The following is an 11,772-nucleotide window of genomic DNA, read 5'->3' as shown; positions in this document are numbered from 1 at the left end:
GACGGAGTCGCGGGCGACGACAACGCCGCAGAACGCGCTCTAGTCCCGCGGCCGGTGGTGGCCCGCCAGGATTTCGGCGGCGGCCCGGCCCGAGGCGGCGGTCGCACCGTGGGTGGTGATGTGCGTGGCACCGGGGGTGGCCGGACCCGGCAGGCCCATCTCCACCACGATCGCGTCGGGGCGGCGTGACAGCAGGGCGCCCAGGCGGTCCGCGACCCAGGCGTGCCGGTGGGCGTCGCGGACCACGACCACCAGCGGGCGCCCGGCGGCGGGAGGCGGGAGCGCGTCTTCGGCGCCGAGCCGGAGAGCCGTCGTGCCCGGCAGCAGTGCGGCCAGCGGCGAGGCGACACCCCACGGGGTGGCACGGTCGACGGCGATGTTCGTCTCGGAGACGAGTTCGATCACCTGCGGCGCCGAGGGCAGCGGGAGCCCGTCGCCGCGGACCCGCAGGGCCCGCCTGGCCGCGGCGAGGCCGGCGGGTCCGCCGTCCGGGGCCGCCGCCCCGGCCGTCCGGCGCCGCGCGGCGGACCAGGCGGCCAGGCTGCGAACCCGGGAGGCGGCCTCGGCCAGGCGTTCCTCGGGAAGGGTGCCGTCGGCCACCGCGGTCATGATGGCGTTGCGGATGAAGCCGACCACTCCGGGCCCCTTGCGCTCACCGCCCACACAGATCGCGTCGGCCCCGGCGGCGAGGGCGCGGACCGCCGCCCCGGTCACGCCGTACCGCCCGGCGACCGAGGGCATCTCCACGCCGTCCGTCACGATCAGCCCGTCGAAGCCGAGTTCCTCCCTGAGCAGCCCGACCAGGATGCGGCCGCTCATGGTGGCGGGAGAGTCGGGGTCGTAGGCGGGGACGAGCAGGTGGCCGGTCATCACGGCCCGTACCCCGGCCTCGATGACGGCCCGGTAGGGCGGGAGCGTGGTGGCCGCGAGTTCCTCGGCCGAATAGGCGACGGTCGGCAGGTCGTGGTGCGAGTCGACGGCGGTGGCGCCGTGGCCGGGGAAGTGCTTGGCGCAGCCGGCCACCCCGGCGGACTGGAGGCCGGTGACCCAGGCGCGGGCGTGCCGGGCGACCAGCCAGGGGTCGGTGCCGAACGCGCGGGTGCCGACGACGGGGTTGTCCAGGTCGGAGTTGACGTCGACCACGGGGGCGTAGTTGAGGTCGATGCCCGCGGCGGCCATGTCCAGCCCGACCTCCCGGGCGATGAGCTCGGTCAGCTCGGGGTCGTCCACCGCGCCGAGTGCGAGGTTGCCGGGGCGCGAGCTGCCGGTGAGCGCCTCCAGTCGGGTGACGTCGCCCGCCTCCTCGTCGGTGGCGATCACCACGTCGGGGTTCTCCGCGCGCAGCGCGGCGGTCAGTGTTCTGACCTGCTCGCCGTCCACGAGGTTCCGGGAGTAGAGCGCGACCCCGCCGAGCCCTTCGGCGAGCCGCCTCCGCAGCCAGTCGGGCGCCTCCACGCCCACGAATCCGGGTTGCAGCACGGTGTCGGCAAGCCGGGCCAGTTCGGGGCTCGCACCATTGGGCCCGCCCGTCCGGCCGCCACGAACGATCATCAACGCCTCCGGCTCGGTTCGTCACACGTCGCTTGTCTCAGGCGTACCACATGTGTAGCATTCAGGATGCATAAATAAACAAGAAACTTTCCTAATAATTTTCTGCCGGGCGTGACCCGCGCCCCGGTGCCCACCCGAGGAGAGATCACCTGCGAGGGAGCAGGACAGGATGGCGCACACCCCCTTCGACCTACGGGGAATCCCGTTGGCGCTGCACCTGAACGGCCCCGTCGACACCCCGGCGCTGCTGGGCGCGTGCGCCGCCGTGGCCGGCAGGCACCCGGTGCTCGGCCGGGTCAGGGTCACCCGTACGGAGTCGACCCCCGAGGGCTACCCCGGGGTCGCGACGGCCGAGGCCACCCGCCCGTTCGACCTGGAGCGCGGTCCGCTCGCCCGGTTCACGCTCGTCAGGGTGGGGCACGAGCGCGTCCGGCTGCTCTTCACCGCGCACGCGCGGGTGTTCGACGCCGGTTCGAAGGACCTCCTGGTCCGCGACCTGGCCGACGCCTACTTCTCGCGTGCGCCCCTTCCGCCGCCGGACGGTACGCCGTCCGCGACATGGGACCCGGCGCCGCCCGACGGTGCCGAGGAGTTCTGGAGGAGGCGCGAGCGTGAGCCCGTCGAACCGGTCCTGCCCGGCCTGCGCACCGTCCCGCACGGCACCGGTCCCGGTGAGATCGTCGAGATGGTGCTCGGCGCCGCGGAGTCCGGCGCCCTCACCGAGGCCGCCGCGACTCTCGGCGCGACCAGGTTCGAGCTGCTCCTGGCGGCGGTGGGCGTGCTGCTGCGGGGCTACGGCACCGTCGTCTCGCCGCTCGCCCTCGACCTCGGGACCCGCACCTGCCGGACGCGCGAGCGCATCGGGCCGTTCGTCGCGCGGGTGCCGTTCGCCCCGCATCCCGGCCCCGACGAGGAGTTCCCCGCCTACCTGCGTACGGTCCGGGCCGAGCTCCACGCCATGTACCGGTTCCGGCACGCGCCGCCGGAGCCGCCCGCCGCACCGGTGCTGTTCAGCTACCGCAGGAGGGCGGCCGTCCCGGAGTTCCCTGGTATCGGGGCGGGGGTGGAGTGGACCGTCTTCAACGGGGTGGCCCACGGCGCGCTGCACGTCCAGGCCGTGGACGCGGCGCGGAGTCTCACCCTCGGCCTCCGTTTCAACCCCGCCGTGATCGGTCACGACGATGTGTCCCGGATCGCGGGTCACCTGCGCGCGCTGCTGCGCGCCCTCGCCGTGGAACCCGGCGCGAGGGTCTCGGAACTGCTGGAGCCTTCCCGCCCCGGGCCATCCTAGGGCCCGGGACGGGCGCTCAGACGCCGAGGAGCTCGGCGGCGGCCTGCGCGTTGGCGCGGGCGGCGCCGTAGGTGGCCACGTAGGTCACGCCCTCGGGGCGCCAGATCGGCAGGCCCATCTCGACCACCGTGGTGTCGGGGCGGGCGGCCAGCAGCGCGGAGATCACCGACTTGCTGGCCTCGTAGCGATGGGCGTCCTTGACGACGACGATCAGGGAGCGGCCCGAGGCGCGTTCCAGGATGCCCGGCACGTCGGCGGCCTCCGGTTTGACCCGCAGCACCTCCGCCCGCGGCAGCAGCGGCGTGAAACCCCACGGCACGTCGCCGACCGCGATGGTCGGCGGGGTGTCCACCTCCACCACCAGCGGGTCGACCGGGGGAGGCGCCGAGCCGGTGAGGCTGACCGCGCGGCGGGCGGCGGTGAGGCCGATCACGTCCCGCTCGGCCTCACCCGTGCGGGGCGTGCCGAACCAGGCGCGCAGGGCGGAGGTCCGCTCGGCGGCCTCCTCCAGGCGGGACGTGGGCAGCCGCCCGTCCAGTACGGCGGCGACGATCTCGTCCAGGATCCGGCGGACGTCGTCCTCGGTGGGGATCGGGCCGAGGCAGAGCAGATCGGCTCCGGCGGCGAGGGAGAGCACCGAGCCGCCTGCCAGGCCGTAGGTGTCGGTGACGGCCCGCATGTCGAGGGCATCGGTGACGATCACACCGTCGTAGCCCAGCTCGCCGCGGAGCAGACCGGTCAGGGTGGCGGGGGAGAGCGTCGCGGGAAGCCCGCCGGTGACGGCGGGGACCCGCACGTGCGCGGTCATGATGGACCTGGTTCCGGCCTCGATCGCGGCGCGGAAGGGCACGAGTTCGCGCTCGCGCAGCAGTTCGGCGGAGGCGTCGACGAGCGGGACCTCCAGATGGGAGTCCTGCCGGGTCGCGCCGTGGCCCGGGAAGTGCTTGACACAGGCGGCCACACCGGCCGACTGCAGGCCGTGTACGGCGGCGACGGTGTGCCGGGCGACGAGCGCGGCTTGGGCCCCGAACGAGCGGGTGCCGATCACCGGGTTGTCCTCGGCGGTGTTGACGTCCGCGGACGGGGCCATGTCCAGGTTGACGCCGCACCGGGCCAGGTCGTCGCCGATGGACCGGTAGACCCGCCGGGTGAGCTCGACGTCGTCCACGGCGCCGAGGGCGGCGTTGCCGGGATACGGGCTGCCGACGTGGTAGGCGAGCCTGGTGACGTCGCCCCCCTCCTCGTCCAGCGAGATGACCGGGTCGCTTGTCTCACGCAGCCGGGAGGTGAGGGCGGACAGTTGCGCGGCGTCGGCGACGTTGAAGCCGAAGAGCGTGACGCCGCCGAGACCGTTCGCCAGCTCCCGCAGGACCCACTCGGGTGCCTCGGTGCCCTGGAACGCGGCGAGCAGAGTGCCGGCCGCGAGACGACGCAGCCCCTGATCGCCGCGATCCGCGATGAGCTCAGACATGGCGGTAGGTGTTCCTTACCTGAGATGTAGGGGGAGCGGACATGGAACAGGCAGGGCTGGTACGGCTCGCGCCTTGTGGGTGCGAGCCGTACCAGCACCGATGGGGGATCAGCCCTTGACGGCGCCAGCGACGAGTCCGGAGACCATCCGCCGCTGCACCAGGAGAAGAAGACGATGACCGGGATGGTCATCAGGGTGGAGGCGGCCATGATGCCGCCCCAGTCCACCGACCGCTGGCTGACGAAGTAGCGCAGCGCCACCGGCATGGTGTAGCTGCCCTGGTCGCCGATGAGCGTCAGCGCGAACACGAACTCGTTCCACGCGGTGATGAACGAGAAGATGCTCGTCGCGACGAGGCCGGGGGCCACCAGCGGGAACAGCACCCGCCAGAAGGTGCTGAACCGGCTCGCGCCGTCGATCCAGGCGGCCTCCTCCAGCTCCTTGGGAACCGCCGCGACGAAGGTGCGCAGCATCCAGATGGCGAACGGCAGCGTCATCGCGACGTTCACCACGATGAGGCCGAGGAGCTGGTCGTACAGCCCGGCCCGCCTGACCATCATGAACAGCGGGATGAGCAGTGCCTCGCCGGGGACCATCTGCACGATGAGCAGCAGGATCAGGAACGAGGTGCGCCCGCGGAAGCGGAAGCGGGCCACCGCGGTCGCCGCCAGCAGCGAGAAGACCGCGCCGATGAGCACGGTGCCGAGGGCCACGATGGAGCTGTTGAGCAGGTAACGCCAGATGGAGTGGCCGGCGACGCCCTCGGTGAAGACCCGCCGCACGTGTTCGAGGGTGGGATCGGTGGGGAAGGGGATGAAGTCCGTCGTGAAGATCTGCTCGCTGCTCTTGAAGGCGGTGCTCACCATCCAGTAGACGGGGAAGACCGCGAACAGGAACACCAGGACGGCCGCGGTGTTCAGGCCGATGGTGCCGAGTCGCTTACGCCGCCGGAGAGCTCCCTGCGGCCCGCGCCTGCCGTACGTCGTCATCGCACGTCCTCCGTCTTCACGATCTGGCGGACGTAGAAGAAGGTGATGAAGAGCAGGATCAGCGTCAGCACCACCGCGATGGCCGCGCCCATGCCCATCTTGGGCGGTGCGCTGAAGGCCTGGGTGAAGGCGAACAGCGACAGGTTGAACGCCTCCCGGTTGGAGGTGCCGCCCGCCAGCACGAACAGCTGGGTGAAGACCTTGAAGTCCCAGATCACCGAGAGCACGGTGAGCACCGCGAAGACCGGCTTCAGCAGCGGGAAGGTGATCTTCCAGAAGATCCGCCATGCGGAGGCGCCGTCCACCCTGGCCGCCTCGTACAGCTCCTTGGAGATGCTCTTCAGCCCGGCCAGCACCGAGACCGCGATGAACGGGAACGACGCCCAGACCACCGCGATGATCAGCACCAGGTAGATGGTGAACGCGTCGTTCAGCCACGGCTCGCCGGTCCAGTCGGAGCGGCCGAACAGCAGGGAGGAGAGCCAGTCGGGCAGCGCGTTGAGCGCCCAGTTGATGACGCCCGACTCCGCGTCGAACAGCCAGCGCCAGATGATCGCGGTGGCGATCTGCGGGGTGGCCCAGGCGGCCATGATGCCGATGATCAGGAAGGTCGACATCTTCTTGCCCAGCTTGTGCAGGAGCAGGCCGACCAGCGTGCCCAGCAGCAGGGTGAGCGCCACCGTGACGACGGCGAAGACCACCGTGTTGCGCAGCGAGGTCCAGAACAACTCGGACTCGATGAGCTTCTGGTAGTTCTCCAGGCCGACGGACTCGGCCGGTACTCCCCGGATCTGCCGCAGTCCCACGTTCTGGAAGGACATGACGACCATCTGGAAGAGCGGGTAGAGCAGCAGGCCCGCGATGACGATCAGGCCGGGGACGAGCAGCGCGTAGGGGACCACCCGGACGGGCAGCCCGCTGGACCTGCGCGGGGGCTTGGCGCCTCGGTGCCCCCGCGCCGGGACGGAGGGGGAGCCCCCGTCCCGGGCGATGGTTGAGGTGTTCGCCATGACTACTGGTTCAGGATCTCTTCGAGTTCCTTGTTGGCGTCGGCCAGCGCGGTGTCGACGTCCTTCTTACCCTCGATGACCGAGCGGGCCGCGCTCTGCAGGACCGCCTTGGTGTCGTTGGCCTCGGCCCAGTTGGTGTCGTTCGGGAAGCCCTTGGCGACCTTGAAGGTCTCGGCGAACGGCGCCTGCACCGGGTCGGACGCGTACTCGGTCAGGGCCTCCGGGTAGAGCGGCAGCAGGCCGCCCTCCTTGGCGTAGCGGGTGCCGAACTCCTTGCCGGCGGCCAGCTTGACGTACTCGGCGGACAGTTCGAGGTTCTTGGTGTCCTTCCAGATGGCGATGTCGTTGCCGCCCTGGAAGGCCGGGGCCGGGCCGCTGCCGTCCTTGGCCGGGAGCGAGAAGAAGGCCATCTTCGAGTCGTCGACCTTGCCGCCGCTCTGCTCCTTGATCGTGGTGATGTCCCAGCCGCCGGTCACGTACATGCCGACCTTGCTGTTGGCGAAGCGGGTCGCGATGTCCACCGAGTTCTGGGTCAGCGCGGACTTGCGCGAGACGCCGTGCTTGGTGACCAGGTCGGTGTAGTACTGGAAGCCCTCCTTGAACCCGGGCTCGGTCAGCTTGCCGACCCACTTGCCGCCCTCGAACGCGGCGAAGTCGCCGCCGGCCGACCAGACGAACGGGGAGAGCGACATGTTGGCGTCGGAGCCGCCGTTGAAGGCGAAGCCGTCGACGTCCTTGCCCTTCTCGGCGACGATCTTCTTGCCCGCCGCGACGAGTTCCTCCCAGGTCTTGGGCACCTCGATCTTCAGGTCCTCGAACCAGTCCTTGCGGTAGAGGACGGCGCGGGTGCCGCCACCCCACGGGGCGGCGTAGATCTTGCCGTCCACCGTCTCGTAGCCCCACAGGTTCTGCGGGATCTGCTGGAAGTCGGGGTTGGCCTTGACGATCTCGGTGATGTCGGTCAGCGCGTCCTGCGCCACCCAGGCGGCGACCTGGTCGTTGCCGAACTCGGTGACGTCGGGGCCCTCGCCGCCGGCGAGCGCGGCGGTCCACTTGGCCTGCGCGTCGGGCCACGGCACCCACTGGAGCTTGACCTCGGCGCCGGTGGTCTCCTTGAACTTGGCGTTCAGGTCGCCCATGAGCTTGTCCTGCTTCTCGTCCGGAGCGCCGAGGCGCCAGACGGTCAGGGTCTGACCTGCGAACTTGGGGCCGGACGCGGCGGGTGCCGACGCGTCGGAGCCGGCGGCCGGGGTGGCGGGCTCGTTGCTGCCACACGCGGCGAGACCCAGGGCGAGGGCGGCCGTGGTGGCCGTCGTGGTGGCGATTCTCGCGAACTTCACTGGAGTTCTCCCTTTCAGGCTTTCGCCGGAGTTTGCACTCATCTGTTATGGCCGGGGCCCCCGCGACCCGTTGCACTCACTGGGAGCTGTCGGAACTGTCGCAACCCGCGGTTCCGATCACTTGCCTGCGGGCTGGCTAGGGTTAAACTAACAAGAAACTTTCTTAAAAGAAACGATCGTTAGCGGATCGTGACGGGGAGGACGGCCTTGTCCACACGCCCGGGAACACCCCGGCTGCTGCGCCAGCTCAACGACCGCGCGGCGCTGGAGCTCCTGCTGTCCAGCGGCCCGCTGACCCGGGCTGAGCTGGGAGAACACACCGGGCTCTCCAAGGTGACCGCGGGTCAGCTGCTCGCCAGGCTCCAGGAGCGAGACCTTGTCGCGGTGGTCGGCGAGCAGGCCGGCGGGCGCGGCCCCAACGCCGCGCTCTACGGGGTGGTGCCCTCCTGCGCGTACGTGGCCGGGCTTGACGTGCTCCCCGACCGGATCAGTGCCGGGATCGCCGACATCACCGGCACACTCGTCGCCGAGGTCTCGGCCGACCCCAGCGGGCACGACGACCCGGTACGGCTGGTGCGCGGTGCGGTCGGCCAGGCGTGCGGGGCCGCGGGCATCGCCGCGGACCGGCTCCGCGCCTTCGTGATCGGCACCCGGGGCGTCGTCGACCCCGGCACCGGCGACGTGCGCTTCTCCTTCGACCTGCCCTCCTGGCACAACGGCGTGCTCGCCGAGCTCCGTCGCGACCTCGGCGTCCCGGTGACGATCGAGAACGACGTGAACCTGGCCGCGCTGGCCGAGCGCGCGCACGGCGCGGCGCTGGGCGTCGACGACTTCGTGCTCGTCTGGGCCGGGGTCGGCCAGGGGCTCGGCGTCATGCTGGGCGGGCGGCTGCACCGCGGTTTCACCGGCGGCGCGGGTGAGATCGGCTGGCTTCCCGTCCCGGGCGAGCCGCTCCCCACCGACGTGAGCGAACCCCAGTCGGGCTCGTTCCAGCGCCTGGTCGGCGGCGACGCCGTGGCCGGGCTCGCGAGCGCCTACGGCATCGGTTCCGTCACCGAGGCGACTCCGGTGGGGGAACGTGTCCGCACGGCCGTCGCGGCGGGCGCCGAGGCGTTCCTGGACGAATTGGCCGGACGGCTGGCGGTCGGCGTCGCCGCGGTCGCCGTGGTCCTGGACCCCGGGTTGATCGTGCTCAGCGGCGACGTCGGCAGGGCGGGAGGGGACGCGCTCGCCGCCAGGGTGCAGGATGCCGTGGCCCGGGTCTGCCCGAGCCAGCCCAGGGTCGTGGTCTCGCGGGTCAGGGGCAACCCCGTACTGCGCGGCGCGCTGGTGTCGGCGTTGCAGCAGGCTCGGGAGCAGGTGTTCTCCGACACTGTCTGATGTCACCGTCTGATGTCACCGTCTGACGTCCTTCCACCCGGAGGACGCCGGCGGCCGACTGAGCTCCGCTCTGCCGGGAAGGCCGAAGTTGACGATCCGCCGACCGGGCCGTGCCCTCCTTCTGGAGAACCGGGTCTCCAGCCGACGGGTGTTTGGTGAAGAATTGCCGTCATGCGTGACATCGTGCTGATCTCCGACGCCAGAGTCGCCTCGATCCCCGTCGAGGAGTCCGGTGAACCCTTGATCGACGTGCGGGGGCGGTTGGAGACGGACCGGCGCCTCGCCGACGCCGAGGGGGCCTTCGCCCACCTGCGGCTCGGGCTGCTGGACCGGCTGGAGAAGGCGCAGGCGCAGCTTCCTGGGGGATACCGGCTGCTGGTCGTGGAGGGCTACCGGCCACCGGCGACCCAGAAAAAGATCTTCGATGACTACTCGGCGGAGTTGCGGGCGACATTTCCGGAAATGTCGCCCGCGGAGCTCCGGAGCGCGGCGAGCCGCTACGTCTCGCCCGTCGAGATCGCCCCGCACACCGCGGGAGCGGCGGTCGATCTGACCCTGTCCGCCGAGGACGGGACCGAGCTCGACATGGGCACCCCGCTCAACGCCACCCCCGAGCAGAGCGGCGGCGCCTGCTACACCGAGGCCCCGGGCCTGTCCGCCGAGGCCCGTCACCACCGCAGGATCCTCGGTACGGCCCTGGAGACGGCCGGCCTGGTCAACTACCCCACCGAGTGGTGGCACTGGTCCTACGGCGACCGCTACTGGGCCATGACCACTGGCGTCCCCTGCGCCGTCTACGGCCCGGTCTCCGTCTGACGGTCGAAAGGTCCCGCGCGCCGGTGAGGCGCGCCCTACGCGCCCCTTCCGCGGCGGAAGAGGCTACCGGTCCGGCAGGGGCGACCGCCAGCGCAGGTGCCCGCCAGGGGCGGTGCCGATCAGGCGGCCGGCGTGGGCGGTGAGCGTGGTGCTCCCGTCGGCGGGGCAGAGGTCGGCCCACTCGCCGGGGCCCGGCAGCGGCAGCCGGGTGCGGACCCGACCGGCGAGGTCGACGGCGTAGAAGCGGCCGTTCATGGCGGTCATGGCCACCGCGCCCGGGAGTTCGCCCATGTTCTCGTCGGCCGGGATCCACTCCGCGGCGTCCGGGGGCAGGTGCCACAGCCCACCGGCGGTGGTGACGGCCCACAGGTCGCCGTCCACCAGGGCCAGCCCCACCCCGCCCGGCGGGGCGTCGCCGAGGGTGACCCATGGGGCCCTCGTGCCCGGGTCGCGGTAGACGAGACGCCCGTCGCCGGTCAGCCCGTACAGGCCGACGGGCCTGGTGCCGGACGCCTCGCGCGGGGTGGCCATGGCCACGACGCCGCCGCCCGAGTCGATGCGGCGCCAGCGCAGGTTCTGGCCGCCGACGTCCCTGCGGTACAGCGCGTCGTCGGTGCCCACCCCGTACAGCCGCGAGTCGCACGCGGTCAGCGCGCGGATCGAGCCACCGGAGCCGATCACCTCCCAGCCGGAGACGCGGCGGGAGAGCCGGTCGAGCACGTTGCGGGTGATCCGCTCCACCGCCGGGTCGTGCAGGGTGTTTCCCCAGTTCACGGTGGAGGCGGTGAACACGGTCCCGGCGCCGAGGCCGAAGACGCCCATGGTGGCCATGCCGCCCTGGCCGTACCGGTGCCAGTGCCGCAGGTCGGCGGTGGCCAGGATGACGAAGGAGGGCGGGGTGCCGTCCCGCCCGGTGGCCACCGGCACGCCGTCCACCTCGGTGAAGTCGCAGGCATCGGTCTCGTAGCCGATGGCGCCCCTGCCGAAGGTGTCGCCCTCGCCCAGCTTGGTGCCCTCGAACACCCAGTGTTCGGGGAAGCGGACCGTGTAGGACTCCTCGTGCATGAGCCGCATGTACGGACCCCAGGTCCCCGCGCCGTGCCGGAAGCTGACCCCGGTCAGGCCGTTCTCGGGACGGTTCACCGGCGCGCTGGACCACTCGACGGTGGTGAGGGCGGGATTCACCGTGGCCATCGGATCGGCGACCGCGTCGCGGTAGCAGACCATGGTGCGCCCGTCGTCCTCCAGCCGGAACTGCCACCAGCAGGTGTTGCCGGAGAAGACGGCCAGGTTTCCGCCCCGGCCGACGAACTCCTCGACGCTGTCGCGCATCCCCGCCGACCAGTACTCGTCGTGCCCGCTGACCATCAGCAGCCGGTAGCCGGCCAGCAGTTCGCACCCGGAGTGCAGGTCCAGGGCGGAGCAGTAGTCGACGTCGTATCCGGCGGGGCCCAGCCAGCGGATCATGCCCTCCTCCCAGCGTTCGGGCGGCGGCCCGCCGCCCGGCCGGTCGAAGGAGACGCGCGAGGCCCGGGTGGCCTGCTCGGTCCAGTAGATGGACTCGCCGGGAATGCCCGCCCGGTTGTAGGCCTGCCAGGTCGGGAACGGGATCGACAGCAGGATCGGCGAGCCGGCCCTGGCGGCCCGTACCACGAAGTAGACCTCGCAGACACCCTCGTCGGCGGTGAAGATCGCGCGGTAGAGCGAGCTGGGCCAGCCGGCGGAGACGTCGAGCGTCCAGGACGGGCCGGTGAACCCCCCTTCGAGCACCGCCAGGCCCGTGGCCACGTCCTCGATCAGCACCGAGCCGCACAGCGGGGCCCGGGAGGCGCGGGCGAGGTGGAAGCGGAGTGAGCCGCCCTGGACGCAGGACGTCGACTCGGCGTAGGCGTGGACCGTCATCGGGCTCCGGTTCCGGGCAGGA

Annotated in this window: 8 protein-coding genes and 1 pseudogene; 3 read left to right on the top strand and 6 right to left on the bottom strand. The window is 71.7% G+C overall.

Features of this window, described 5'->3' with window-relative positions; genetic code table 11:
- Positions 1-39: 39 nt before the first annotated feature.
- Positions 40-1,551 carry a glycoside hydrolase family 3 protein gene (locus ACFQVD_RS20475; protein WP_364149222.1) on the bottom strand — a complete coding sequence of 504 codons (1,512 nt, stop codon included), beginning with the start codon at positions 1,549-1,551 and terminating at the stop codon, positions 40-42.
- A 169-nt stretch (positions 1,552-1,720) separates the two neighbouring features.
- Between ACFQVD_RS20475 and ACFQVD_RS20470 the strand changes: the two genes are divergently transcribed.
- Positions 1,721-2,842 carry a condensation domain-containing protein gene (locus ACFQVD_RS20470; RefSeq protein WP_343982549.1) on the top strand — a complete coding sequence of 374 codons (1,122 nt, stop codon included), beginning with the start codon at positions 1,721-1,723 and terminating at the stop codon, positions 2,840-2,842.
- A 16-nt stretch (positions 2,843-2,858) separates the two neighbouring features.
- On the opposite strand, the gene ACFQVD_RS20465 is transcribed toward ACFQVD_RS20470, so the two are convergent.
- The 4 genes and pseudogenes from ACFQVD_RS20465 to ACFQVD_RS20450 form a co-directional block, all read right to left on the bottom strand.
- Positions 2,859-4,313: a glycoside hydrolase family 3 protein gene (locus ACFQVD_RS20465; protein ID WP_343982546.1), complete on the bottom strand. Its 1,455-nt coding sequence runs from the start codon at positions 4,311-4,313 to the stop codon at positions 2,859-2,861.
- 108 nt (positions 4,314-4,421) lie between these two features.
- Positions 4,422-5,302: pseudogene (locus ACFQVD_RS20460) on the bottom strand (carbohydrate ABC transporter permease).
- On the bottom strand, positions 5,299-6,312 hold the full coding sequence (locus ACFQVD_RS20455; protein ID WP_343982541.1) for a carbohydrate ABC transporter permease: 1,014 nt from the start codon (positions 6,310-6,312) through the stop codon (positions 5,299-5,301). The pseudogene ACFQVD_RS20460 and the gene ACFQVD_RS20455 overlap by 4 nt, the downstream one beginning before the upstream one ends.
- Positions 6,313-6,314: 2 nt before the next feature.
- Positions 6,315-7,652 (bottom strand): extracellular solute-binding protein, encoded by a 1,338-nt coding sequence (locus ACFQVD_RS20450; RefSeq protein ID WP_343982538.1) that lies wholly within the window; start codon positions 7,650-7,652, stop codon positions 6,315-6,317.
- A gap of 207 nt (positions 7,653-7,859) precedes the next feature.
- Between ACFQVD_RS20450 and ACFQVD_RS20445 the strand changes: the two genes are divergently transcribed.
- The gene (locus ACFQVD_RS20445; RefSeq protein ID WP_343982535.1) at positions 7,860-9,032 is read left to right on the top strand and encodes an ROK family transcriptional regulator; all 1,173 of its coding nucleotides are present in this window, start codon (positions 7,860-7,862) and stop codon (positions 9,030-9,032) included.
- A gap of 171 nt (positions 9,033-9,203) precedes the next feature.
- Entirely contained in the window at positions 9,204-9,848 is a 645-nt protein-coding gene (locus tag ACFQVD_RS20440; protein WP_343982532.1) for a M15 family metallopeptidase, read from the top strand.
- A 63-nt stretch (positions 9,849-9,911) separates the two neighbouring features.
- Here ACFQVD_RS20440 and ACFQVD_RS20435 read toward each other — a convergent pair whose 3' ends face one another.
- Complete coding sequence (locus tag ACFQVD_RS20435) at positions 9,912-11,750, bottom strand: N,N-dimethylformamidase beta subunit family domain-containing protein (RefSeq protein ID WP_343982529.1); 1,839 nt, start codon at positions 11,748-11,750, stop codon at positions 9,912-9,914.
- Between the last annotated feature and the right edge of the window lie 22 nt (positions 11,751-11,772).

This window comes from Streptosporangium amethystogenes subsp. fukuiense, assembly GCF_042665875.1.
GTDB lineage: Bacteria > Actinomycetota > Actinomycetes > Streptosporangiales > Streptosporangiaceae > Streptosporangium > Streptosporangium fukuiense.
This window is presented reverse-complemented; position numbering and strand designations above follow the sequence as displayed.

What these genes read in the sequence shown, in the direction of transcription:
- ACFQVD_RS20475 (WP_364149222.1), bottom strand. Translation starts at nt 1,551, where the DNA reads ATGATCGTTCGTGGCGGCCGGACGGGCGGGCCCAATGGTGCGAGCCCC.
- ACFQVD_RS20470 (WP_343982549.1), top strand. Translation starts at nt 1,721, where the DNA reads ATGGCGCACACCCCCTTCGACCTACGGGGAATCCCGTTGGCGCTGCAC.
- ACFQVD_RS20465 (WP_343982546.1), bottom strand. Translation starts at nt 4,313, where the DNA reads ATGTCTGAGCTCATCGCGGATCGCGGCGATCAGGGGCTGCGTCGTCTC.
- ACFQVD_RS20455 (WP_343982541.1), bottom strand. Translation starts at nt 6,312, where the DNA reads ATGGCGAACACCTCAACCATCGCCCGGGACGGGGGCTCCCCCTCCGTC.
- ACFQVD_RS20440 (WP_343982532.1), top strand. Translation starts at nt 9,204, where the DNA reads ATGCGTGACATCGTGCTGATCTCCGACGCCAGAGTCGCCTCGATCCCC.
- ACFQVD_RS20435 (WP_343982529.1), bottom strand. Translation starts at nt 11,750, where the DNA reads ATGACGGTCCACGCCTACGCCGAGTCGACGTCCTGCGTCCAGGGCGGC.